This window comes from Bdellovibrionales bacterium (genome assembly GCA_016716765.1).
Classification (GTDB): domain Bacteria; phylum Bdellovibrionota; class Bdellovibrionia; order Bdellovibrionales; family UBA1609; genus JADJVA01.
In genome coordinates this window covers 715,077-739,553 of the sequence record JADJVA010000020.1, presented here as the reverse complement: position 1 = coordinate 739,553, position 24,477 = coordinate 715,077, and the positions used below count along the sequence as shown (strand labels likewise).

At 45.2% G+C, this 24,477-nt stretch carries 20 protein-coding genes; 10 read left to right on the top strand and 10 right to left on the bottom strand.

Annotated elements, in window-relative coordinates; translation table 11 throughout:
* Positions 1-33: 33 nt before the first annotated feature.
* Entirely contained in the window at positions 34-3,612 is a 3,579-nt protein-coding gene (locus IPL83_12110; GenBank protein ID MBK9039886.1) for an alpha/beta hydrolase, read from the bottom strand.
* A 268-nt stretch (positions 3,613-3,880) separates the two neighbouring features.
* On the opposite strand from IPL83_12110, the gene IPL83_12105 reads away from it, so the two are divergent.
* Together IPL83_12105 and IPL83_12100 are read left to right on the top strand one after the other, a co-directional pair.
* Positions 3,881-6,160, top strand: a complete 2,280-nt coding sequence (locus IPL83_12105; protein ID MBK9039885.1) for a hypothetical protein — start codon at positions 3,881-3,883, stop codon at positions 6,158-6,160.
* 121 nt (positions 6,161-6,281) lie between these two features.
* Complete coding sequence (locus tag IPL83_12100) at positions 6,282-6,854, top strand: FixH family protein (GenBank protein ID MBK9039884.1); 573 nt, start codon at positions 6,282-6,284, stop codon at positions 6,852-6,854.
* Positions 6,855-6,966: 112 nt separating this feature from the next.
* On the opposite strand, the gene IPL83_12095 is transcribed toward IPL83_12100, so the two are convergent.
* The 6 genes from IPL83_12095 to IPL83_12070 all read right to left on the bottom strand — a co-directional run bounded on the left by IPL83_12095 (position 6,967) and on the right by IPL83_12070 (position 13,663).
* Positions 6,967-9,057 (bottom strand): hypothetical protein, encoded by a 2,091-nt coding sequence (locus IPL83_12095; GenBank protein MBK9039883.1) that lies wholly within the window; start codon positions 9,055-9,057, stop codon positions 6,967-6,969.
* Between the two features lie 79 nt (positions 9,058-9,136).
* The gene (locus IPL83_12090) at positions 9,137-9,430 is read right to left on the bottom strand and encodes a hypothetical protein (protein ID MBK9039882.1); all 294 of its coding nucleotides are present in this window, start codon (positions 9,428-9,430) and stop codon (positions 9,137-9,139) included.
* Positions 9,431-9,923: 493 nt separating this feature from the next.
* Positions 9,924-10,526, bottom strand: a complete 603-nt coding sequence (locus IPL83_12085; protein MBK9039881.1) for a mobile mystery protein B — start codon at positions 10,524-10,526, stop codon at positions 9,924-9,926.
* On the bottom strand, positions 10,519-11,019 hold the full coding sequence (locus IPL83_12080) for a mobile mystery protein A (GenBank protein MBK9039880.1): 501 nt from the start codon (positions 11,017-11,019) through the stop codon (positions 10,519-10,521). Before IPL83_12080 ends, IPL83_12085 begins: the two co-directional genes overlap by 8 nt.
* A 731-nt stretch (positions 11,020-11,750) precedes the next feature.
* Positions 11,751-12,017 (bottom strand): transposase, encoded by a 267-nt coding sequence (locus tag IPL83_12075; protein MBK9039879.1) that lies wholly within the window; start codon positions 12,015-12,017, stop codon positions 11,751-11,753.
* Between the two features lie 17 nt (positions 12,018-12,034).
* Positions 12,035-13,663, bottom strand: a complete 1,629-nt coding sequence (locus tag IPL83_12070; GenBank protein ID MBK9039878.1) for an ABC-F family ATP-binding cassette domain-containing protein — start codon at positions 13,661-13,663, stop codon at positions 12,035-12,037.
* A gap of 138 nt (positions 13,664-13,801) precedes the next feature.
* Between IPL83_12070 and IPL83_12065 the strand changes: the two genes are divergently transcribed.
* From IPL83_12065 to IPL83_12045, 5 genes are all read left to right on the top strand, one after another.
* Complete coding sequence (locus IPL83_12065; GenBank protein MBK9039877.1) at positions 13,802-14,710, top strand: cation transporter; 909 nt, start codon at positions 13,802-13,804, stop codon at positions 14,708-14,710.
* A 23-nt stretch (positions 14,711-14,733) separates the two neighbouring features.
* On the top strand, positions 14,734-15,948 hold the full coding sequence (locus IPL83_12060; GenBank protein ID MBK9039876.1) for a hypothetical protein: 1,215 nt from the start codon (positions 14,734-14,736) through the stop codon (positions 15,946-15,948).
* Between the two features lie 32 nt (positions 15,949-15,980).
* Complete coding sequence (locus IPL83_12055; protein ID MBK9039875.1) at positions 15,981-17,150, top strand: hypothetical protein; 1,170 nt, start codon at positions 15,981-15,983, stop codon at positions 17,148-17,150.
* A gap of 162 nt (positions 17,151-17,312) precedes the next feature.
* A complete protein-coding gene (locus IPL83_12050; protein MBK9039874.1) occupies positions 17,313-17,516 on the top strand; it encodes a hypothetical protein in 204 nt (67 codons plus the stop codon).
* A complete protein-coding gene (locus IPL83_12045) occupies positions 17,513-18,142 on the top strand; it encodes a hypothetical protein (GenBank protein ID MBK9039873.1) in 630 nt (209 codons plus the stop codon). The genes IPL83_12050 and IPL83_12045 overlap by 4 nt, the downstream gene beginning before the upstream one ends.
* A 73-nt stretch (positions 18,143-18,215) precedes the next feature.
* Here IPL83_12045 and IPL83_12040 read toward each other — a convergent pair whose 3' ends face one another.
* The gene (locus tag IPL83_12040) at positions 18,216-19,034 is read right to left on the bottom strand and encodes a hypothetical protein (protein MBK9039872.1); all 819 of its coding nucleotides are present in this window, start codon (positions 19,032-19,034) and stop codon (positions 18,216-18,218) included.
* Positions 19,035-19,389: 355 nt separating this feature from the next.
* Between IPL83_12040 and fabA the strand changes: the two genes are divergently transcribed.
* Positions 19,390-19,845: a bifunctional 3-hydroxydecanoyl-ACP dehydratase/trans-2-decenoyl-ACP isomerase gene (gene fabA / locus IPL83_12035; GenBank protein ID MBK9039871.1), complete on the top strand. Its 456-nt coding sequence runs from the start codon at positions 19,390-19,392 to the stop codon at positions 19,843-19,845.
* Between the two features lie 187 nt (positions 19,846-20,032).
* The gene (locus tag IPL83_12030; GenBank protein ID MBK9039870.1) at positions 20,033-21,445 is read left to right on the top strand and encodes a helix-turn-helix domain-containing protein; all 1,413 of its coding nucleotides are present in this window, start codon (positions 20,033-20,035) and stop codon (positions 21,443-21,445) included.
* A 214-nt stretch (positions 21,446-21,659) separates the two neighbouring features.
* On the opposite strand, the gene IPL83_12025 is transcribed toward IPL83_12030, so the two are convergent.
* Complete coding sequence (locus tag IPL83_12025; protein ID MBK9039869.1) at positions 21,660-22,430, bottom strand: hypothetical protein; 771 nt, start codon at positions 22,428-22,430, stop codon at positions 21,660-21,662.
* A 630-nt stretch (positions 22,431-23,060) separates the two neighbouring features.
* Between IPL83_12025 and IPL83_12020 the strand changes: the two genes are divergently transcribed.
* Positions 23,061-23,906, top strand: a complete 846-nt coding sequence (locus IPL83_12020; protein MBK9039868.1) for a hypothetical protein — start codon at positions 23,061-23,063, stop codon at positions 23,904-23,906.
* 123 nt (positions 23,907-24,029) lie between these two features.
* Here IPL83_12020 and IPL83_12015 read toward each other — a convergent pair whose 3' ends face one another.
* Positions 24,030-24,473, bottom strand: a complete 444-nt coding sequence (locus IPL83_12015) for an Hsp20/alpha crystallin family protein (GenBank protein MBK9039867.1) — start codon at positions 24,471-24,473, stop codon at positions 24,030-24,032.
* Positions 24,474-24,477: the final 4 nt, after the last annotated feature.

Genomic DNA, 24,477 nt, shown 5'->3' with positions numbered 1-24,477 from the left:
GGAAGTTGCACAAATCGAGCCATATCCTCTATTTCAATGACCTTTTAAAGCGTACCATTCATTTTTCGGGTCGTCTTGTTGTTGAAGGACTCGGCGCCACATATCCTGACTTTCCCAATGGGTCAGAGTCGCCCGCAAGGCCTCCATATAGATAGGGGCCATGTTTCCTTCCGTCAACATCATCAAAACAGTTTCAAGATTGTGATCTAAAAGTCTCTTGATTTCAATTTTGAATGAACGAGTGTACCTATTGCCCTCCGCAGTTCCCGATCCAGAGGGGTCTTGGTCAGCCTCGGAAATTCTCATCCCAATCTCATTCCATTCTCCCTTTTTGGTCGTCAAGACTGCGAGAATATTATCTCGCTCTCTTTCGCCTGCCAGGAGTCTGCCCTCGAGACTGTCAGGTGAAGCAATGAGACTCCCATCCTCTGAAATCCTGAAATCACCAAGGAGAGATTCAATGAGGGTTTTGGTTTTCGATCCATCGATATCTCCGGGGGATATTATATTTCCACTTTGAGCTTCTTCTAAACGCACCATTTTGATCTCATGCAACGACGCAAGATAGTTATCTCTTTTCGAAGTAAATTCCCTTTCAATATCTGTAAAACTATCGAGCTTACCTAGAACGGCATCTTTTGTTAACTGACCTGTCTCTTCAAGCTCGAGCAGGGTGTTCATTCTTCTCTCACTAAATTGAGCGTAAATTTGCTCAATTTCTGACAACTCTTTTTCGGCCTTGTCGATGGCAAGATTCAATCCGTTAGATATTCCTTCTGACAAGTAAGTGGCGAGTGTTTTTAAAGCTTTATTTCGATCTGTTCTAAGAAGGCTTAAGCTTGCGTTTGTCTCCTGAAGTGCCGCGGCCATTTGATCTATTTCTGCCTTGATTGCTTTTCTCCTACCGACGAACTGCCTGAGTTTTTGGGAATCCGTCATTCGAGCGGTGGTAAATGGCCTGACATATTCACCGTCACGTATTTCACCTGTGATGAAGAGAAATTCTTCCAGAGCTGCCAGTTTTGATCTTCGATACAGAGCTCTTTCGGGGGAATGAATCGAACCAACATGTCTCTCTTGGTCGCCTGTGAAATAGAGGGCTCGAGTACCTATAGATTGACCGGTTGTCTCCTCTCTACTGTTTTCTCCACTTCTGTAGCCCATGTCATCCACACTCTCAAAGTCTCCGTCTAAAAGGTTAGAGAGTTCTTTCTCTTCCCACTCGGCTAATTCTTGCTCCATACGGAGTTCTCTCAGCGTTGCAGCCTCAAGTGTCACGCTCCCATGGGTTCGAATATAAGTGGATAGTTGGAATCTTCTTTCTGGGGTAAGCGGGAGAAGCCTCATTTCCCACATGGCTTCTGCTGGACGATTTATCCCTTTAGGGGTTGGCACTTGTCTTTGAATCTCAGCAATGTGGTTCGCATAGCGAGAAGCCCTCGTCCTTTTCAAATTAATCAGAGCCTGTTCGGCGGAGGCAAAGGTTTTAGGAAAATCGTTCTCCATCTTTTGGTTTTTAAATACATGCCCTGCCGGGGGTGCCTTTAGCCGATCTATCTCACCGCTCAGAAATGAGTCAATCTCAGTTTGTATCGGAGGATCAATTCCATTTTCCCTAAAAAGATGTTCAATGCGCTGGCTAATTTGGACTGGGCCCTCTTCCTCATAGGACTTTCGAATGATCCCGACGGTTCTTTTGATATCCTTAAGCACAATTGAAGTTTCGATTTGACTGACGAGAGGCTCTCCGTACTTATTCACCAAACGGATACGTTCTTCCTTCGAAGGATTCTCATCAAATGTCCTTCCCGCATCTTTCTCAGCTTGGTCGATGGACACTACATAGTCGTGCAATATTCTTTTTCGTTCTGGGGAGTGATCAACTTCCAATTCCTTTCTTGCGCCCTCATATCCGCCTTTGATCTTAAACTGATCATCGAATTCCTTCTCAGTTCTTTGCCTGTCAGTTTCATTCCTGTTCGCAAGCCTTGCGATTTCAGTTTGGCGTCTCGCAAAGAATTTGATGATTTCCGTCGATCTTTCTTGGCGCCTCACCAGTTCCGGAGTTGGCTGGTGAATATACTCGACGTGATCGTTGAAAAATGCTCTCGCTGCAAAGTTATTCGAATAGAGGAGAAATAGGCGATAGAGGAGGCCTACTGCATTTTCCATTTCCGGATTTGGTTTTATTTCAGGAAAGTCTCTTTTTGAAATCTCAGAAACAAATTCAAGTTCTCTGAGAAGTGTATCAGGTTTGTCTTTGCCATCTCGATAACGATCGCTAATTTGATGGCCAGTGTTCTTAAGTGGATCTGTTGGCTTGGCGTTTTCGTAGGTTCTGCCAGGCCCAAGTACGACAAAGCGATTGGGAGGAAGAATTTTCCCCAAATGTTCCTGAAAGGCCTCTTCGCGGCCCACGTAAACGAGACCATCGTGTTGGCCCACGATAACCAGCAGGGGTTTCAATTTGTTCAGATCTTGTGCAGAAATTGGATTCCATTTGTAGCCCATAAAAGTTAAGTCAGTTGCCCAAGGCGCCACCATGCTTATTTTAAGATTTCTTATAATATTGTTCATGAAATTCCAGTCGCTTTCCGCAACCAGATGGCGATCGCTCCCAACGAGTCTTTTCCAGATGACCTCTTCACCAAAAAGTCGCTCTCTCGACGATCCGCCAAGAGTCACGTCTCCGGGAGGAGATTCAGCTATGTAGCCGATGATTTGCTTGTAGAGAGGGTTATCTCCCTTGTCGAGTAGCCAAGCAACATAGGCCGCCTGCCCTCCCCAGCTATGCCCATCGAAGAGAACCTTAACCTCCGGATGGACCAGATGCCTCATGATTTCTAGATTCATCTCGACTTGCTCTTCCATGCTCATAACCAAATCACGAATACCACGTCCATGTCCCTGTTGATCAACCGCAACGGTGGCGATGCCGTGCTTCACCATGAAGCTGGCGGTGGTGCTGGCGTTACTCGCAACTGCGCTGGGGGTGCCTCCACCATGTATGCGCCAATAGACGACGGGAATTTCAGGTCCGATGAGATATCCTTGGCTATTTTGAATTGTCATTCGATCAGTGGGGATTGGTTTTGTAAAATAGATGTCTGTGCCATAGGCATTGCCTCGCCAATTGAAATTTACTCGAGCCATTGCTGAGGATTCAGGAACAAGGCGCCCTGCCATTAAGGGATGTTCGCTGTTCGGAGTCGGATTTGATAAAAATTGAAGGCCATTTGGAAGAAAAGCTTCGAAGGCTTGGGGACCAGAAACACCCTGCCATTTTGAAGCCAAAGCCATTTCTTCCAAAAAAGAACCATGTCGGGGAAGTTTCTGTTGCTCGCGAACTTCAGAAATGACCTTCTCCGCCTCCTTTGAGTAGCGAGCTAAAGTTTTAGCCCTTTCAGGTGCATACTCTTCGATCAATTGGATCAAACATGTTTTACTTACTCGGACGAATTGAGAAGTGTTGGCCCTTCCCGTCTGAGGAAAAGAAATGAGAACAGGAAGAAGCAGAAGAATAAATAATGCATAGCGCAAAAAAACAATGGTATCGGAAGTACAGGAGACGAAAGAGACTTGGCCCTGACCGGCACTATTTATTTTTTTCAAAATTATCTTTTCCTTTCGCGGATTGCACATTTGGCTCACAAGATATGAATATTCCCGTTCTCAGAAGTGCAGCAGAAAGAGGAATCGCCCCATTCAAAACAAGGGGTTAGACCACTTTAACTTGGCTCCAAACTGGGACTGACTTTCTACTTGAAACGAGATCTTTAGGAAAGAGAAAACTTTTCAATATGTTCTTCAGCCTTGATTTAATCAGGCTTTTTGTAATTGCGACTATTTTCTGATTTAGATCAGTAAAAATGAAGTAGAAATGAGGGTTGAACAAATCTGTCGAGTCAGTAGACTTTTGAAAATGAATATTTTTCAGATACCAATCAAGGCAAACACCAAATCGATTTTGTGTCTTCTTTTTGTGCTTCTAGCCACTGCTGCTTTTCATTCGAATGGGTTGCCAGTGGATCCTCACATTGGAGGAAGTGCAGACTCTCAAAAAATACATGTTAGCTACCAATGGCACATGCATCAACCCATCTATTGGCCAGACAGAATTCCGGGAGGACAAAGGGTTCAATGGGCTGCGGATTCTTACGATCTTAAGGCAAAGGGCTTCAACCGATACGCGGGAAGCCCCTATTTGCACCCAAGAAATAATTTAGCTGAAGGCGACAAGGGCGAATATGACCCTATTTTTTCTAAAGAGGATCGAATTCATTCTTACCAAGAGCGGCTTCGTGATTCTATTGGGCTGCTTCGTGCCTCTCCTCAGGGAGGAGCCCAAATCAGTTTTACAGGCTCATTGATAGATAACATTGAGAGCTTTGGAAGGAATCGGCTCTTTGGTTACTCCCCAGATTGGGCTGCGGGCTTGAAAGAGGCTGCCCGTTGGCAAACTTCAGGGGGATTTTCTCGAGCGAATCTGATAGGTATCAATTATCATCACTCTCTTGCTCCCCTTTTGCCTCCCGCTGTTTTAAGAAAAGAGCTTCAGTTATTTAAATTTGCTTGGTGCCAGACTTGGAATCTCAGCTCCTGCTCCTCATCTTCTGGCGGGGCGCGGGGGCCGAAGGGGTATTTCCCTCCAGAGGTGGCTTTCTCCCGGAGACTGATTCCGATTCTCAAACAAGAGGGATTTGAATGGAGTTTTGTGCCGGCCGTTCATTTGGCTCGTAGCTCAGAAAATTTTCTTGATTCACCCGTTGCTCCCTTCCCTGGTACTGGAACTTGGAACACCAATCCTCCCAATCGCGCGGACCTTCTGAATCCAGCCGTTTTACCCGCTCAGTGGTGGTCAGGGACCTTGGATGGACGTGGAGCTAAATTGCCGGCCCCTTTTGCCTATCTGCCCCATCGGGTTCAGTACATCCACCCCGAAACTGAAGAGATCAGTGAGCTCGTTGTTGTTCCGATGGATGATGTATTGGGATACATGGACGGATTTGGACCCATGAGTCTAGACGTTCTCGATAAAAACATTCGTCCTTACTCTGTTCCAGAACGCCCTCCTCTTGTTGTCCTTGGACACGATGGAGATAATGCTTGGGGGGGAGGCTATTCCTATTACATGGAGTCTGTTGCCAATACTTCGCGACAAGCTCAATCCCGGGGCTTTGAGATGACAACGGTCGATCAGTATTTAGCTGATCATCCTGTGCCCTCAAATGACATGATTCACGTTGAGGATGGTGGCTGGGTCAATCCCGAGGGAGATTGGGGGGATCCACAATTTGTGAAGTGGCTCTATCCTCCGGCTCGATCTCCGCAGGACCCTCTGTATAATTGGAGGGATCCAAAATCCTTCATTGATATTGAAAAAGGCTTCTCTGCCTCGTGGCGTAGCTGGGCTGTTATCATTGCCGGCTCAAATCTTTGCGAAAGCATTGAACAGATGTCGAGGGAGCGGGTAGGATTCAGAGAATTGCGTTTTTCAGAAATTCGCGAACCCAAAGTCAATGCCGTTGCAGCTGAGCGCTGTTGGCACTTTTTTCTTGCGGGTTTGGACAGTGGATTTATGTATTACGGTGATTCGCTTGATGATGAGGTGAAACAAACCGTGGCAGTTTCGGAAGCTTTTCGAGAGTCCCGTTCGGCTCTTGACACAAATCTTGATCGAACACCTCCCTCCTTGTTGCCTCCTCAAAGGTGGCCCTACAATCCAGGGGGAAAAGGTTGGGGCGTGACAACAAAGTATCAGCCGATTGGCTTTAACGGCCAACCTCCTCACTCTCGAGATTTTTACGTGTGGACTTTGGCCCATGATGTTTCTGGGATCGGCCGCCTTCGGTTAAAATATCGAATCTCTACCCGTGGTCAAAACTCGATGCGAGATTTTGATAACGAAACCTATCGTGGAGGTCCGAGTGTCGGATCCTGGCAAACTTTGGAAATGCAGTCGCGCCCAATTGATCCTCAGTTTCGGGGGGAGCCTCCTTCTCCCAATCTTGATTTTTTTGTCATGCCGCCAATGATTGCAACTCACTATTGGGCCAAAATAACGGGATTGGCTCATGTTCTTGTCGACTACTATGTCGAGGCCGTTGATCTGCGGGGAAATCGATTTCTCTCAGATATTGATCATGTCTGGGTCAATTGATTCGTTTGCAATTGATTAAATTTACCAACTTGATTAGGGATATTACAAATTTCTGATTTGATTGATTCGCAGAGTTCTGGTTTGACGCAAAAGAAGTCGATAAAGAAGCCTGGGAGGCAAAATGAAATATACCTTGTGGGAGTTTTTTCGGAGATTGGGAATTGTCCTATTGCTGGCAGTTGGTTCAGTGGCCGGCTATTTTTTGGGAGTCTCTCAAAGCATCTTTGCAGGAGAGGGCTCTTCATTGGAAGCTAAGCCTGGCCTGTTGACCGTAGAAACAGTTGGAGCTTCTGGAACAACGAAGGACCAGATCTTGTGTCTATATGAAAAGCGTTCAGGTGAGTTTTGTCTTGAATTGCATTGGATTCAGGGTCCTCATCTAAAGGTCAGGCCACCGATGAAGGTGAATATGAGAGAAAGTCAGTTTTCTCTGCACCTTGCAAGTCAGGAAGGACCGCTCGATGCCAAAGAACTACCAGAGGTCGAACTTTGGATGCCAGCTCACGGCCACGGGGCTCCTCGGGTGCTTGTCGCTCAGGCAATGAACGGCGGAGTTCCTGTGGTGGGCCAATATGTGGTGACTGATGTTTATTTTGTTATGAACGGAGATTGGGAAGTAAGAGTGAATTTGAAAGTGGGAGACGAAATCGAACCTCGCAAGTTTATCTTCAAGGTTTCTTCGACAGCCCCCTGAATGCACGATTGAGTATTTTGCCTAAAGAGCTAAAGTGGGTTCTTTTTGCTGAGTGGCTGTTTAAAACTAAAATAGATTGCAGTCCCGGTCACGAAAAAAAGGAACTACTGACTCACTTGCAAATCGCGAAACCGTGCTCTGGGTCGCTCAATGAAACATTTTTTTCAGGAACAAAAACCATAACAGATTGGGGTCGGATAGTGAGTGGACCAAACGTCAGTGATCCATTTCCAGTCGTCCAGGCCTGCTCAGCTGTGTTGAGTAGATTTACCCACCTTTCCCCTTTGGCTGAAGCCTTGACCGCCATTTCTGGAATTCCATGACTTAACCCAGCTGAGTTGAGAACGATAAGGACTTCGTCACGGGAAGGTTCGTCCACACGAGAGAAGGCCAGAATTCCTTCTGAATTGTTATCAACCCAACGAAACTTTGTTTTGCCATATTTAAGAGCATTACAAGATTTTTTAATTTGAAGAAATCGTTGGGTAGATTGGTAGACCTTGTGACTCCGATTCAGATAGGGGTCGTCTTCCCAGCGAGGGGACTCCTTGGTGAGAGGAAGGCCGATATAGGCAAGTTGATTGATTTGAGGAACTGTGGACCCCAAGCGAGTCATTCCGCCCATAAACATATCTTGGCGATAAAGCGCGTGGGAAGATCCAAGACAGTCACTCTGTACTTTCTGAATGGCATTGCCCACCTCCATTTTGTCAAAATGGCAATCTCCATTCAAGCCTTGTTCCATTCCGTAATAAATGATGGGAGTGCCCTCAGAGAAAGCAAGGTAGCCGAGACCCAAGATCGTCTTCTCCTGGGAGGTCTTATGAACTGAAGAGAACCGAGGCCAATCATGGATTTCCAGTAAATTCCAGCTGAGGCGATAATCGTTTTGGCTGGCGATATCATTAAAGTAGGTACTTGTAAAATGAGCTTCCAAGGATTTTGGTGAACGAAGGCCAAGCAGAACATCGCGAGCCGTGCCTCCGTGGGCAAATTCAAAGGCGGCCGTTAAGCCGGGATAAGGAGCCGCTGGATTGGCGAGATAGAGACTCTTAAGAGTTCCGAGGCGATCAGTGAGAGTTTTCGGGACATCGCCGTGTTCGTTGGGATTATTTGGATTTGAAAACATCTTTCCTAGCCTTCGCCCGATCCAGTCACTTGGACCTGCTATTTCTCCGACAATAAGAAAGTTATTTTTGCCAATGCTGCGGGCATAGGCGCGGATGTGGGTACTGAAGTAGGCAACGAAATCCTCGGAAATGTGTTTGGCCGCATCCAGGCGAAATCCGTCTACATCGGCGTAGCCAATCCAATATTTATAGAGGTTTGTGAATATTTCTTGGAGATCATGATTGCGAGTGTCTAAGTCAAACATCGTGGCCACAAAATCGCCATAAACAGAGGCGGGGCCAGTGCCCTCCATGTCGCTTTGAGAGTTCGGTCCGCAGCGATTGAAAAAATATTGGCTCTTAAGAGGAGGAAAGAATCGAGAAGAAAAGGAAAGCTCGCCTTGGCCAGGACTTCCACTGGGCGATCCGTTCCAGTTGCTAGCGTTAAGGTCATTGCTACAGCGATAATGGTCGGCCTCTCTTTTATAGTAGGTCTGAGCGTCGCACATGTGATTCACGACAAGATCCAAAACTACTTTGAGCCCACGCCGGTGGGCCTCTTTGGAGAGTTCTCTGAGATCCTCTTTGGTCCCAAAGCCGGGATCGATTTCGGTAAAATCTGAGGTGCAGTAGCCGTGGTATGACCCGTTGTGCTTAAAAATGGGAGTAAGCCACAAACTGGTCACTCCGAGATCCTTAAGATAGTCGAGGCGTTGAATGATTCCACGGAGATCACCTCCATGACGGTAATCGAGGATTCCGTAGAGATTTCCTGTCTTGACTTCATGTTCCTGATTGAGACTCAGGTTTGAAATATCGTTTGAGGAGTCACCATTGTTGAAGCGATCCACCTGGATCTGGTAAACGATCTGCTCTCCCCAAAAATCAGGGGATCTTTCACGAGGTAATTCTGCTTTTAAAAAATCTTCTTCACCTTTCGCAGAATACTCCCTCGACCACTTTTTTACGGCCTCAAGTCCATCTCGTTCAGCATCAGGGAGGGCGCTAACTGGAAAGGCGTAAGAAAAAACAGTTGAGAAAAAAACGAAAAAAGCGATTGATGTGACCATTTCATTTCTAAAATTTCGTGCCAAAATGCCCCCCCGAGCTAAAGAACCCCAATAGCAATTCTAAGACTTAGGATATTTACCAGACTCTTCAGCTTATCACTAGTTAAATTCTCCAGTGGTAGGATCGCATATTTAGTTCGTGTTCATAGTTGCGAATCAACTCGGTTTGTTGTCCTGGGCCAATCTGGCGGACGAGTGCTGCGCCAAATAGGGCGTGCCAGATTTGATTACAAATTTTCCAGATGAGTGAGTCTCCTCGAGTTTTTCGCTCAATTGGCTCGTTGGCTATCTTTGCAGCTTCGTTTGCCGATAATTCATTTGATATCGGTATCTCGGGATCATAGGAATCCTCCGATTCAAATCCCACAAAAGCCTGATTTTCTCTTACTGCGTCCACAAAAAACCTCTTTTACTATATAGAAAAAACATATTTAATATTGATTAGGATGAAAGATGTTGGAGTCCTTGGACTCGTTCTTCAGAACTGATGGGTAGAGTTCGATTCCATGAAACTCAAGAAAAGCTCCAACATGAAATGCAAGAGAGCTAGCTCGATTTCTCTCCGAGAAATCGATGCATTCAATCTTAAAATTTAACTTGGATATCTAACCGCTTACTTAATTTTCACGGCTGATCACCGAACAGGCTCGATCTGCCCGAGATTGTCGGGAAACCAGAGGTAGGAGAGACAGCACGGGAAACGGAACGCTTCCATCAGACGATAAAATAAATGATTTAATCATAAGCTGCCCCCTCTCTATAAGATAGATTTCAATCTTAACTCAAGATTTTTAAAAAAATCAAGAGAATAACTAGCCCAAACGCGACAAAAAGTTCCATTCGAAGCGAATCGTCGAATCTTTCTGTAAATACCAACTCATAAAATTTCTTTAGCTTCTAGCGAATGCAATCAGTGCATCAAAGTCATTTTGATCAGCTTTCTTAAGTGCCGCGAGATAGTCGGAACGAGTTTTGCCTTCGACTTCGAGTGGGGTGTAGGTTCCACTTGTTCCCCAGCTGAATCTCGAAGCTCCGTTCTTTAATAGAATCAAATCAGTTATGAGGCGAGCGTGGCGGCCATTGCCGTTTGGAAAAACATGTATCTGGACGAGCCGATGATGAAAACGCGCCGCAGTTTCATCGAGACTGTAAGTGTTGTTCTCAAACCAGTACTGAGTGTTTCCGAGAAGCTGGCCCAAGTCATTCATGATGTGCTCTTTGCTGACGCCGATATTTGTATTTGATCGTCTGATCGTACCGGCCCATTTCCAAACTTGACCGAACATCTTCTGATGCAGTTTAAAAATGAAGGACGCGTTTAAGAGATCCTCTTGGATTTGTTTTTCTGCCCAAACGAATCCATCGGCAATGTTTGATTGCTCCGCTTGGTTTAGTTCGCTCATTGTCGAAATGTAATCGGGGATTAAATCCCGAAGGCCATTTGGTTCGATGGGCGTAGCGCCGCTCGGGAAAGTGACTTTTAATTTAGACATTCTTTTTCCCTTTGGTTTCCACGTCCCAAATTCGATTGTCTGCGGCCTCGATTAGTTGATTTGCGATGCGCTTAATTTCGTTCTGCACTTGCTTGTCTGAAGTGCCCTGTGCCTCGAGCTTCATCGTGTGGGAAACTTCTTTCAGAATTTTCGATGCAGCGGCGATCGCTTTATTTCTAATGATGTCGTCGAGAGTTGCGCCACTCTCTTGCGGAACAATGGCGTAAACGACCTTGCAGTCCATCGCTCGGGCCGCATTTTCGAGTGATTCGAGAGTCACTCGTTTTTTCGGTTCGCGCTTTTCAAGCTGATTGATCGATCCATGACCGACGCCGACTCGTTCGGCAAGTTGTCGAATAGAAAGACCGAGAGAGCCCCGAATAGCCTTGATCCAACCTGAAGGCGGCATTGGTTCATTTAGCCTTGAGAGCTGATCAAGCTTCTGCTGAACGATTCGCTTTTGATTGCTCTTCTTCTTTTTGTCGGTCTTCATTGGTCCCTCGTCTTTGTATACTTTAAAGTATGCATGTCAGATTTTATTGTATACTTATAAAGATATAAAAGTCAATGATATGTATACTTATAAGTATGCATTAAACTTCATAACTATTTGTATTTATGCTGAAAAATGCACTTAAATCCTGGACTAATGGCGCCGGTTCGTTCATTCGTTGAGTTCACACCGGCCTCCGTAGTTCTGGAAACGGGATCTTGAAGACGCTCGATGCCCCGTGGGGCGTCTCTTGCCCGTGTGCTATTAGAACTGCGCCGACTCCCGTTGGCAGCGTCTTCAAAAGATTCGGAGATGCCCTGAATTGGTGGGCATCTCTAGTCGTTCCTTCGCCAACCACTTCAGCTGCATGAATGTTTTTAGCATTGGTAATTCGTTGAGTGGTTTTTTGAGTGTCCCTTGTCCCAAGGCATCGAGATAGGAACTCTGCCTAGTCAGGATCATTAATTCTAAGAACAATTTTGGTGGCAGCATTGTCAGTGATGCGATTCAAGAAACCGTTTGAGACATCCATCACATCACCAATACTCTGATGCGAGAAGTGAAGGGCAAATCCAGCGGACCTAGCCTAAACGCGACAAAAAGCAGCTGCCTTTCAAGCCCGCTCTTTTTCGTGGCGACTCGAATCGATCAAGTCCGCTCTGAACTTTTTCGAAGTATTTCCGGCGCATTGTTGATTGGCTGAGTCTGAGAACTTTCTCTCCACAGAGATTTTAATGAAGTAAACTAGAAAGATTCGTTTGAGATGAAGTTTTGGGACGACTTGTTGGATTCAGCACGTCCAACTGGAAGTTCCGCACTAGGTTGTACGCAAGTGTTGAGATCTGTTGGTGTGCCCCGTTTCCCTGATAGTCTCGGCAGGCTATGACATCGAACCCGAACTCCCCCTTGATCTCCGCAATGTCATGCTCCATGTTAGCGCGTTCGTTATAAAAATTCAGCAGGTTCTCGCCGGAAATACTTTTATTCGATAAAATCACCGAATTTCGACAAAGGGCTAACTCGATTGCAAAGAGGCCTTTTTCTCCAGATAATAATCCCAGCTTCCATTGTAGACATGAAGCTCGTGCTGATCGATCTCAAACACTCGCGTTGTCAATTCGCGGAGAAAAAAACGATCATGACTCACCATCATTACTGTTCCGGGAAATCGCTTAATAGCTTCAAGAAGAACTTCTCGTGATTTTATGTCAAGATGGTTTGTTGGCTCATCAAGCACTAACAGGTTAACGGGTTGAGCGAGAATTGTAGCAAGAACAACGCGGCTTTTTTCTCCTCCAGAGAGGATGGAAATTTTCTTGTCGGCTTCTTCTCCGGAAAAGCGAAAAGCGCCTAGCAGTGTTCTGATGTAACCGAGAGAAGCGTTGGGGAGGCGAGCTTCGAGTTCACTCACAATTGAATTCTGAGGGTTAAGGACGTCGAGGGAATTTTGACTAAAATAGCCAAATTCAATACTCGGTCCGATCACGTAGCGTCCTTCAGTTTGAGAGGTTTGACCTGTGATGATTTTCATAAATGTGGATTTTCCGGCCCCATTGACGCCAACAACAGCGACTCGATCCATGCGTTTTACCAAAGCATTCGCGTGACGAAACACCTGTTTTTCAGTTCCATCGAGATTGGGCCATGATTTTCCAAGATCTTCGACTTTAAGGACTTCATCTCCTCCCCTTGGTGGGTTTGGCCACTCAAAACTCATTGTTCTTTCTTCAGTTGGAATTTCAATGATGTCGATCTTTTCTAACTTCTTCACCCTTGATTGAACCTGGGCCGCATGGGAGGCTCTCGCCGCAAAGCGAGCAATAAACTCCTTTTCTTTGGCAAGCATTTCATCTTGGCGCTTCGCTGAGGCCAAGAGCTTTTCCTCTCGAATTTTACGATCGCTCTCATAGAAATCATAGTTTCCGGAATAGACAGTGATTCTCTGATTGGCGACTTCAACGATTTTACGCACCACCCGATTCATAAATTCGCGGTCATGGCAGGTCATAAAAATCGCCCCAGAGAAATTCGTGAGCCAGGTCTCAAGCCAGATAATAGACTCAAGATCCAGATGATTTGTTGGTTCATCCATCAAGAGAACATCAGGATTAAGGAGAAGAATTTTAGCCAAGGCAATTCGCATTTTCCAGCCACCACTGAATGTTTCGACCGGTCGATGGAACAAATCCGGACCAATACCCAGACCCGTCAGAATTTCACTGGCTCGAGATTCGATGTTGTACCCGCCCAACCTCTCAAATTCTCCTTGCAGGTCTCCGTATTCCTCAAGTATTTTGGACATGGCATCCGGGTCGATCTCCTCTGAAAGCAGAGTTTCTATTTCTTTCAATCTTTCCTGGATTCTAGGTATCTGTGGATTTGCTCCCTTGACCTCTTCCAATGCCGATCGTCCGCTCATGTCTCCAATATTTTGAGAAAAATATCCGACGGCCAGACGTTCCGGCTTAGTGATTCGCCCCTCATCAGCAAGCTCTTCCCCAACGATCAGCCTAAATAGACTCGTTTTTCCTGCCCCATTTGGTCCGACCAAACCAATTTTTTCACCTGAATTGATCTGAAAGGAGCCCTCCTTGAAAAGAACTTTGGGTCCGTAGTGTTTTGAAATATTCGAAACATGTATCATATTGGCCAATGAAATAATCGGCTTTGGACTTTGGGGCAAGACAATTATAGATAACTGGGTTAGGCTTCGTTTTAGCAATTGGCAAGGGCATTTTTCATTTGTACGCTATCCCTTTTGATTGGAGTTAAAAAAGTGTAAATGGGAAACGAAGGTCACCACCACCACCACCACCACCACCAGCACGATTTGCAAGGACGCTCTTTGATTTTTGCGGTTTTCATCAATGTTGTGCTGACTCTTGTTCAACTCGTTGGCGGTCTGTTATCAGGGTCTTTGGCTCTGGTGGCGGATGCAGTTCATAATTTTAGTGACGCTGGGTCCTTAGCGATTGCTGCTTTTGCGCGCAGGGTAGCTGGTCTCCCTGCTTCTGATCGAATGACCTTTGGGTTTGGTCGAGCTGAGATATTGGGCGCCTTAGTCAACAGCACCAGTTTGGTCGTTGTTGGATTTTACCTGCTTTACGAGTCCTTCGAGCGATTTTTTCATCCTCAACCCGTTGAGGGAATGACAGTGATTTGGGTCGCGGGGGTTGCCTTGATCATTGATATTATTACCGCCCTTCTTACGCTCAGGAGCTCCAAAGATAGCCTTAATATTCGGGCGGTGTTTGTTCACAATCTCTCAGACGCTTTCGCATCTCTGCTCGTAATGATTTCTGGGGGCTTGATTCTCTGGTATCAGGTTTACTGGGTCGATCTGGCCGCGAGCGTTCTGATCTCACTCTATATTCTTTACCACTCTTTTATTTTGATCAGGGAGTGCATTGCCGTTTTGATGCAGGCAGTTCCCGACGATATTAGCCTGAACGAAGTAAAGACGGAGCTCAAAACTATCAGGTCTGTGATTGACGTTCATCATGTTCATATTTGGCAGCTTCATGAGAGGTTACGATCATTGGAGGCTCATTTGGTTATTGAAGCCGGAGATGTTCAGTCTATGGAGCAAATAAAAGAGAAGGCAAAGGCGATCTTACGTGATCGATTTTGTATCACTCATTCGACTCTTGAATTAGAATTGGGGTCTCGGTCGGACTGTGTGGACTGTTAAAAAAAATAGTTGAAGGTGGTCCTGTGATTAAAGCGCGCTCCCTCAAATTGGCCATTTTGGCCGTTTTCAGTCTTTCGATCTTTGCGTCTATTTTCTGGCTTCTTGATCAAAAAAAGCATCAAAGTCAATTCGAAGAGGCAAAGAAAAAGGGGGTTCTCCTTTGGAATCAAAAAGAAATTGAGAATGGGAATGGCTATGTAATGGTGACAGCCTTTGGCGTCGGGTGCTCAATCATAAAAAGAGACGGCACCCTTGTCGCAAGACTTCTTGGAGTTCATTGCAATATTCTTGAAAATGGCGATGTGGTCACTAACATCTTCGAAGGGCCCCCTCCAGGATTTGTTTCCAGGGTAAGAGGATATCAAAAACTTTGGAAGGTTCCAGCTTATGTTTCGCACGATATTTCGATTTCTTCGATTGATAAGTCTATTTGGTACGTTGATCTAGAGTTTGAGCAAAGGAACAAGAAGCGGGTCAAGATCGACACGGTAATTAACTTGAGTCCTGATGGCGAGAAGCTTTTTCGTTGGCGCCCACAAGATCACATGAGCGATATTGCAAAGTTTGTCAGCGTGCCACTCAAGGAACCAATTGAGTATCAATCACAAATGATTGAAAACGGTTCATTTGGGTATTTTCATATTAATGCCGTACAGATTATTCCTCCCAACAGTCTTTCGGCCACTCGTCCTGAATTTCGGACCGGAAATATCTTATTGACGGATCACCTCAATGGCTTGGCAATTGTCGTGGACAGACTTACTGAGAAGGTTGTGTGGGTGTATCAGGTACCAGCGCACTGTGGTTTGCACACCGTGCGCTGGTTGCCTAATAATCACCTTTTAATGTTTGCCAATCGTCATCCAAATTCGGGCACTGCTCCTGAAGTGGCCGAGGGCTTTTGTCAAATTCACGGGCCAGCCAAACATTCGGGCGTGTCTTCCTCAGCTATTGAGGTAGAGCCGGTGTCAGGGAAAATTGTTTGGAGCTTTAATGATTCTCCCCTTGGAGAGATGGATTGCAATGCTCACGGTTCAGTTCAGCGACTTTCAAATGGCCACACACTTATTTCTTATAGTTGTGAGCGGAGTTCAGTCATAGAAATTGATGAGTTAGGTAATGTCCTTTGGAAATGGAGATTTCCACCACAAGAATATGTACAGGAGAAAAACGTACAAATTTATCGTTCTGAGTGGTTGCCAAACAAGCTTGTCGAGGAATTTCTTCAAACGCGCTAAATTTTTTGAGGGAGGAAGTTGAGGGGGGAAAGATGAATGGTGTTGGCGTGCGCATAAAAATCGGCCGACTCTCGTTATGTGGCCTGATTGCCATATTTGTTCTAATGGTAGATTGGTCATGGACAGAGAAGCAGACGGAACTCAAAATTGAATATAGGACGAATGGCTTGGTTTTTTGGAACGAGATGAAGGTTTCAAAAAATGATGGCTACATATTGGTGGGTACCTTCGAGCAGGGATGGTCTTTGATAAAGAGGGATGGATCTTTTTTTAGAAAAATGCCTGGGATGTATTCGACTTTTCTTCCTAGCGGTGATGTGGTTACCTACATTCGTGATCAAGAGGGAGATTATTTTGCAAAAGTGAGGGGTTATCGCAAAGCGTGGCAGGTTTCTGGAATGGTAACGCACGAGGTGAGCTTTTATCCTCCTGAAAACTCGAGTTGGTATTTGGCGCTCGAATTCGAAACTTACAAAGGACTCTTTACCAAAGTGGATACGATCAACGGAGTGGATGAGGAGGGTCGGAATATTTTCTACTGGAGGGCCAATGACCACTTTTCTGAAATATCAAAATTGTCAAAAGTCTCTTTTGAGAAACCTCGTGTATTTGAGAAGGCTGGGTCCCTGCAGCGGCCGTCCCATATTTTTACTCACATCAACGGCTTTCAGATTATTCCTCCGAACGGATTGGAAAAAAACCACCCAGAGTTTCGGGCTGGAAATATTTTGGTGACTGAAGCTGCTTTTGGTATGGTTTTTATAATTAGTAGGCAATCTGGAGAAGTCATCTGGATCTATCGAAATGAAGCTAAGCCTTCTGGGATCCACACAGCTCACTGGCTTGACTCTGATCGGATATTGATATTTTCCAATCTCTCAATGCTCTCAGAGAGTCCACAGGTGTCAGCGGCAGAAGAAATTGATCCGATTTCAAGAAAGATTGTATGGGCTTATACGGAGCCTCCAATTGGAAAAATGAGGTGTGATAAATACGGTTCCGTTCAGCGACGTGACAACGGAAATACTTTGATTTCGTATGGTTGTGACAACAGCGCTATCACAGAAATCACCTCATCAGGTGAAATTGTCTGGAAATGGCAGTATCCTCAATCGGATATGAAAACGGGAAAGCCTGTTCAGGTCTATCGGGCTCAATGGATTCCCAATTCTCTGGTTGAAAAATGGATGGAAACTCAATGAGGATCATTTGTCGCAAGGCTCATAGGGATTCATTGCAATATTCTTGAAAATGGCGATGTAGTCACCAACATCTTCCCAGGGCCGCCTACAGGATTTGTCACCCGAGTCAGAGGGTATCAAAAACTTTGGAAGGTACCGGCTTATGTCTCACACGATATCTCCATGTCTCCCACTGATAAGTCTGTTTGGTACATTGATTTAGAGTTCGAGCAAAGAAATGAGAAGCGGATCAAGATTGATACGGTCGTCAACCTCAGTCTTGATGGTGAAAAACTCTTTAGCTGGCGTCCCCATGATTACATCAAGGATATTGAAAAACTAGTTGGAGCACCTTTGTATGATCCGATTATGTATAAATCTAGATGATTGAAAATGGTTCTTTTGGTTCCTTTCATATCAATTCTGTGCAAATTATTCCGCAGAACGATCTCATGCTTACTCATCCAGAGTTTCGGATGGGCAATATCCTCTTGACGGATGCTTTCAATGGATTGGCTATAGTCGTGGACAGACAAACCCAGAAAGTTGTTTGGGTTTACCAAGTGCCAGCCCATTGTGGATTGCACACAGTACGTTGGCTTCCTAACAATAATCTTTTAATGTTTGCTAATCGTCATCCAAATTCTGGAACGGCTCCCAGTGTGGCCGAGGGCTATTGCGGGATCGATGGGCCAGCCAGCCAGTCGGGTGTTTCTTCATCGGCCCTTGAAGTAGACCCTGTGACGAAGAAAATAGTCTGGAGCTTCGCCGATTCACCTTTGGGTGAAATGGATTGCCGTCTTCTGGGTTCTGTTCAGCGCCTCCCCAACGGCCACACACTTATTTCTTACGGGTGCGAACGAAGTTCAGTCATAGAAATCAATGAGTCAGGTACGGTGCTCTGGAAATGGAGATTTCCACCACAGGAATACGTACATGAAAAGAACGTGCAGATTTATCGTGCTGAGTGGTTACCAAATAAGCTTGTCAATGTCTTTCTTCAAACGCGCTAAAGTTTTTAGAAGCTGATTCAGAGGGGACGTAGGGCATGTTGAATCATGCTTGTTTGAATTTGTATCATTCCTGTTAGGGTGATACAGATACATCTGGGATGAAGATGATCTCCGTTCCGTTAGGCCCCTTTGAACCTCTGTAGGCCAAGAGTGGAATTCGAATGTAGGCCAAGAGTGGAATTCGAACAGGAGAGAGTTGAAGTTTTTCACTTGGGACGTTTGGTGCTATGGCACGAGCAGACCCAGAAGTAAGGGAAGTAAGGGAAGTAAACTCGGAACTGCCATTAGTGAAACCAATTCTACTACCAGAAAAATTTGAGTAAAGGCGACTGTTGATCTTCACCGGAGTGGCGTCAGTCAGGGGCGTAAATTGCACGAGAAAAAAATCAGCATCAGGATGTTCATTGTGGTCAACTTCCAAGAGATTAATGGATCCCGCAGTTTCAAGGATCAGTTGCTTTTTTCCAGAAATCACTTCGAAGATCCAAAATCGCCCTCTTTTCGTAGCATCTTCATTGTGTTTTCGATATAAATAATCTTCATATTTTCTTGTTAAAATCAAAGAAGGAGTTTTTCCCTCTCTATCCATTTCAGAAAATAAACTCTCCATTGTGACTACTACCGTTTGATCCGGTATCAAACTTTTCTTTAGAGCGAAAATTTCCTGAGGACCGCTGTCTTCGGAAATTCTTATTTTTTTGATGGTTATGCCTGGAATTCGTTGAAATTTTCCCAGGCTCATACGGCAAGTGAATAAGGCCCTTTCGGAATTCAGAATAATTTGAAATTGCCTTTCTTGATTTGTAGGGGCGGCTACTGAGATTCTTTCAGAAAGGAAAAAGGCAATAGTAAATGTAGCTAAAAAAGAGACGGAGCCGGGAAGTTTTTTCAATTTATGCCTTTCGGATTAATCAATAATTTGATCTGTAGCTAGAGGTCAGGGCAAGAAATACAGGTTGTGGCCTGTTCTGCTCAATGTTCATCTTGCAATCTAAGTGCCAGCTATTAGAGTTTTTTGTGGCTGCAGAATGTCGGGTCGAATATTTTATTTTCTAGGAGGCCCCTAGCGACTCTGATACAAGTGTTTGTTTTAAATTGGGGAGGACCAGGAAGTGGATCTAAATATCGGCGAAGATCATAATTCAAATCACGAAGTCATCCGGACAAGAGAACTTCCACCTGGAGTTCCAAGTGATCGGCTTTTCACTTACTCAAAGGAACAGCTTTTGAAGTGTGGAGAGGGATTGATGCATGGGATTTCATTTCCTCCTTTGCCTTCTCCTCCGATGCTGATGTTTGATGAAGTGACTGACATTGATCCAAAGGGCGGGGCAGCTGGTAAGGGAGTTATCGAGGCTCGGTTGGCTATTGACCCGAGTCTGTGGTTTTTCGCCTGTCACTTCAAGAAAGATCCGGTTATGCCTGGGTGCTTGGGGCTTGATGCATTGTGGCAGTTGCTGGGATTCTACCTCGGTTGGCTTGGAGCCAAGGGGCGCGGGCGTGCTTTGGGAGCAAAGGACGTGCGGTTTTCCGGTCAAGTCCTTCCCGAAAATAAGGAAGTTTTGTATCGAGTTGAACTCTCTAGAGTTAAAACGAGTCCGCTTTTTATGGGAGTTGGTAAGGGAGTTTTGATATGCGATGGCAAGACCCTTTACGAGGTTGAGGGTTTACGAGTAGGCGTTATGCCGACGGCAGACGCATAAGGGGCAAGGGAGTCCTTCCCTCTGACTTTATGACGCAATTAGTTATTTCGATTGAACGGCTAATTTCGCGAAGGAAGAGTTGGAAAAATTTTGACCAGGGACTATGTTGCAGCCCATGTTGCTCGATCAGGATACACTTAAGTACATTTTTGGACTGAAAATGCGGGGTCTGCGTTTGGATAGGGGCATGTCCCTAAAAGAGCTTGCAGAGCTGACGGGTCTTTCTCCCTCCTATTTGAATGAAATTGAAAAGGGTAAGAAATATCCAAAAAATGATAAGGTCATGATTCTTGCGAATGCGCTCGGCGAGTCTTATGAGGAGCTGATTTCTGTCAAATTAAAGCGAGAGTTGAGTTTAATTACTGATCTATTGGAACGAAATATATTGACGGGTATGCCCTTCGATATTTTTGGAATTCCAGCTCAATCAGTCTTTGAACTTCTCTCGGAGCGTCCAAAGAAAATGGGAGCCTTGATTGGGACTCTGTTCGAAATTGCGAGAGCTCACAATATCTCCATTGATGATTTCTATTATGCGACCTTGAGGGCGTATTTGGATATGCATCAGAACTTCTTTCCTAACCTCGAAGAAAAGGCGGAAGATTTCCGAAGAACTCACGGCCTTGATACCTTGGCGGCGGAGGAACGCGTTGCTGGAGATCTACAAGAATTGCTGAGGAGAGATTATTCCACGGATGTCGATTATGTGGATTTTGGGTCTATCAATCCAAGCCTCAGTCATATTCTCTATCATGTTAAAAAGAAGGGTGGGAGGCAGAGGTTATTTATTCACGTCGCCTTGGGTGGTAAAGAGCGTTGTTTAATTCTTGCGCGTGAGCTGGGTTTTGGGTACCTGGGCCTTAAGGATCGTCCATCGAGCAGTTGGATTCATTCTCTCGACTCTTTTCATCAATTGTTCAATCATTTCTCTGCTTCTTATTTCGCAAGTGCACTTTTAGTTCCTCAAAAAGAATTTGCGGATCAACTGAGGCTTTTGTTTTCACAACCTAAATTTGACGTTCAAGCAATGACCGGATTTATTCTTAAATATCCTTGTCCCGTAGAGAGTGTTTTCCATCGCCTCACGCAAATTATACCCCGAGAGATCGGCATTGATCAGTTGTTTTTGTTGCGTCTTGAATATGATCAAACCCGTAAGTGCTATCATGTGGCTAGGCAGCTCCACCTTGCTGAGCAGCATGCGCCTCATCCGGTTTCAAGCGATGAGCATTATTGCCGTCGTTGGGTGACGACTCAGATCTTAGAAAAACTCCAAGTAGGTGAGGTCGAAAACTTTGCATTGGGCTGTCAGATTTCTCAATTTACTGGGACCGGCAGTCGCTACCTGGCGTGGTCAATGGCTTTTCGTAAGGACCTACCAAAAGGCGAGATGGCTGCCGTGACGGTGGGTGTCTTGATCAACGATAAATTTCGCGAAGCCATCTCTTATTCACAAGATCCAAAACTTCCAGTTCGACAAACGGGAGAAAGCTGTGAACGATGCAGTATCGGTGATTGTCAAGAGAGGGCCGCTGATTATAGGCCAACGATGGACCCCCGTCGCACCGAAAAAGTACGAGATGCGCTCTCGCAAATTTGAGATTGACTGAGACTCATATAATCTGGCTCACGAGGATGTTGCTGAGGCTGGCCTAAATCCCTTGAGTTGGCGAGGTATTTGCCTCTCCCAGCTGCTATGAAGTGAACTTGCCCCCATTAAAAAATTGGAGAAGATCCTGAACTCCTGAGATTTGGTTCAGCAAGGGCCGCCTTGCATTTTGGAACAACCATCAAGCAGGCCAGTTTACGCGTTTTTAGGCAACTGTCTTTCTCACTTGTGCAAGGATTGTTCGAAGTTGGTTGACTTCATTTGCCAAAGACTGCGCCTCCTTTTTGAGCTCGAGATTGTCTTTGCGCAGTTTCGCAACCTCTGTGCCCAACTCAGAGAGAGATCCCGAAGCGGGAGTCAATATTTCGTCACGAGATAGGCTGCTGTGGGCAGATGAGGAAGAAGATGGAGGGGTCGCTTGCATGTGCATCGAGTTTGAAGAAGAGCTTTTTGCCGCAGAACTCATTGAATGGCCAGAAGGCTGGACAGATCCGTTTCCCCTCTTTCCAAGTTTGTCTTCGATATCAGTTTCTATCACTAATCCAGGATCAACCTTTGTGAGGTGAAGGTATCCAAGTGAGATCATTTCTCGGATTTCTACTATTATTTTTGTGAATGCCATAGCAATTTCGGCTGGAGAAGGGGCCTTTGTTTTTGAAAGATCGTCTATTCTTCGACGTTGGCCATGGGACAAGCTTTTGGTCGATCTCTCCCAGACTTCCGGAGCTATGCCATGAACTGCAATTGACAAAGTGAGTTCCTGCACTCGGGACATCAACTCGGCCAAGGTTTGTTCGTCCCAGCTAAAAATTCTGTTGATAGTTAGAATTTTAGCTCTTACTTCGTTTGCCCACTCGAGACTTTCTTTTTCGATGCTTGTAAGCAGTTGCTGCTGTTTTTGCGGTCCACAGGTTTCTATGAGTTGAACGAGCTGCAGAAATCCACCTGGCTTTTGATACCGGCGCAATAGATCCATGTCGACTCCCTTTCGTTGTTCAAGTGCCGAACGACACGAAAGTTATCGGACTATGGCGAGGGCAAATTAATGAATTTCCCGCTAAGTTTTGACTTTAGTATGGATCATTTCTTATCCAAAAAAACCTAGGTTCCTCTTAATCCGTGAGGAAACAGATTCCCTTTGTTTATCAATCCTTTGAAGACCCAGTCCCATTCGATATAGCCTCCTGATACACACTTCTATTTCAAAAGATGAGCCAGCTGGGAATGGCAAAAAACAGTTGGTGAGGCCTCGACCTGTCTAAAACTTCGTCAGACATTTTTAAGATTTTGGTGTCAAACTATTGAAGTGAGGCCCCAAAAGTCAAAAATGCCAGTATTTATACAGGTTCAAGGGCCTGACAGTTGCTCGCCTTTCAAGCAGGTCCGGTGTTTTTTGGGCTTAGCAGGAGCTCAACAGGGCTAAGGAATAGGGGGGAATCGGGACCAAAAGGGAGAAATAGGGGGGATTCGCTCATTTTTGGACTTCCAAATATGTCTATTTGTGGGAATCTCTATTTAGGGCGGTAGAGGTGATTGTGCAATAGGATTTTGATGTTTGCAGAATCTCTAAATCATAGGAATTTTTTAGGTTGCGATCGGTAATGTAATGGAAAAAACTCTTGAATATCGACGAGCCTCCTTTCGCCTGTATTATTTTGCGCTTGCTATTTGTTTTCTGTCCGAAATATTTATTTTCAGCGCTCACTTGGGTAAATTTCTTGGGGACAGTATTCAAACTACCGTGATTCGGCTCCTCACGGTCTCCTCTTTACCTTTGGCTTCTTTTATTTATCTTATTTTATTCATTCGACCTCAAATAAGATCGCGTTATTGGCTTGATCCAAATCGATTGATTGTTGATGATCTAAAATCTGAACATGAAATAGCATTCAAAAACATCAAAAAGGTATCGATCTTAACCTCATCGCCGCGGTTTTTTAGCGGATTTATCATACATTTGAAAAACGGCGTGAAGTTTAGGATTCCATCTGCTTTATCGGGAAATCTATTGGTGCTTGAAGCTATCTGTAGAGATAGACCCGAACTTTTTTCGGAGAATACTCTGATTAGGTATATCTTAACTTCTCGAATGGTAGATGTATCGTGGGCCAGAATGTGGCGAAAAATAAAATATTGGCCCGTTCTCGTTCTAAAGTATTTTGCCTTTGTTATTTTTTTAGTGATGATATGGTGGTCAAAGTACTATCCAAAGCCACCCGTAGATATGGGTCAAAAATTGGTAGTCGTTTTGGGTTTTCACTTTCTCTATGTCGGCGTTTGGGGACTAATGATAAATCACCTTGAAGAAAGAGTTTTCATGCATCTCTTTCGAAAACAGGATCCCATGTTACCGGATACAAGCGCATCTTGGGAAAAGACCCTCGGATTTTTAGCGCAGGTCGTATTTTGGACAACCTGCCCACTTCTCTACTACTTCCTCTTTTTTCGTTGAGCGTCTCCATAGAAACAAACGACAAACAACGGCGGGAGTGGTTTCCCACTTCCGCCATATTTGTGTGGATTTAGAAAACAACGGACCCTCGCGAACCAAGCCCGCCGACCCAGCCGGTCCCAACTAAGATTTGACTTCAATCTTTTTGGGCACCGCCCGCTCCGCCTTAGGAACCTGAACTTCCAAAACGCCATTCTCATACTTGGCTTCTATTGCGTCAGATCGCACGTTTTCAGGAAGTCGGAAGCTACGAACAAACTTCCCATAACGTTTCTCAAAGCGCCGGAAACTCTTCTCAGTGACTTCCTTCTCCTCACGGCGCTCGCCACTCACACTGAGGATTCCGTCATTCAAATCAACGTGGATATCATCCCTTGTCAGTCCAGGCAAATCAGCGCTGATAAGATAACTGCTATCGCTCTCTACGATGTTGACAGCGGGCTGAAAACCAAATTGAGGATTCACACCCTTATCAGACAAGAAACCGTTGCCGAAAAAAGCATCAACGTCACCAAACAAGTCCCACAGTGAAGCACGATCATTCCACTTTGTTAGCCCAGTTTTCATAAGT

Coding starts and splice junctions, on each gene's coding strand:
- IPL83_12085 (MBK9039881.1), bottom strand. CDS start 10,526: ATGTCTAAATTAAAAGTCACTTTCCCGAGCGGCGCTACGCCCATCGAA.
- IPL83_12055 (MBK9039875.1), top strand. CDS start 15,981: ATGAATGGTGTTGGCGTGCGCATAAAAATCGGCCGACTCTCGTTATGT.
- IPL83_12080 (MBK9039880.1), bottom strand. CDS start 11,019: ATGAAGACCGACAAAAAGAAGAAGAGCAATCAAAAGCGAATCGTTCAG.
- IPL83_12015 (MBK9039867.1), bottom strand. CDS start 24,473: ATGAAAACTGGGCTAACAAAGTGGAATGATCGTGCTTCACTGTGGGAC.
- IPL83_12105 (MBK9039885.1), top strand. CDS start 3,881: ATGAGGGTTGAACAAATCTGTCGAGTCAGTAGACTTTTGAAAATGAAT.
- IPL83_12070 (MBK9039878.1), bottom strand. CDS start 13,663: ATGATACATGTTTCGAATATTTCAAAACACTACGGACCCAAAGTTCTT.
- IPL83_12050 (MBK9039874.1), top strand. CDS start 17,313: ATGTCTCCCACTGATAAGTCTGTTTGGTACATTGATTTAGAGTTCGAG.
- IPL83_12020 (MBK9039868.1), top strand. CDS start 23,061: ATGGAAAAAACTCTTGAATATCGACGAGCCTCCTTTCGCCTGTATTAT.
- IPL83_12030 (MBK9039870.1), top strand. CDS start 20,033: ATGTCCCTAAAAGAGCTTGCAGAGCTGACGGGTCTTTCTCCCTCCTAT.
- IPL83_12025 (MBK9039869.1), bottom strand. CDS start 22,430: ATGGATCTATTGCGCCGGTATCAAAAGCCAGGTGGATTTCTGCAGCTC.
- IPL83_12065 (MBK9039877.1), top strand. CDS start 13,802: ATGGGAAACGAAGGTCACCACCACCACCACCACCACCACCAGCACGAT.
- IPL83_12100 (MBK9039884.1), top strand. CDS start 6,282: ATGAAATATACCTTGTGGGAGTTTTTTCGGAGATTGGGAATTGTCCTA.
- IPL83_12045 (MBK9039873.1), top strand. CDS start 17,513: ATGATTGAAAATGGTTCTTTTGGTTCCTTTCATATCAATTCTGTGCAA.
- fabA (MBK9039871.1), top strand. CDS start 19,390: ATGCATGGGATTTCATTTCCTCCTTTGCCTTCTCCTCCGATGCTGATG.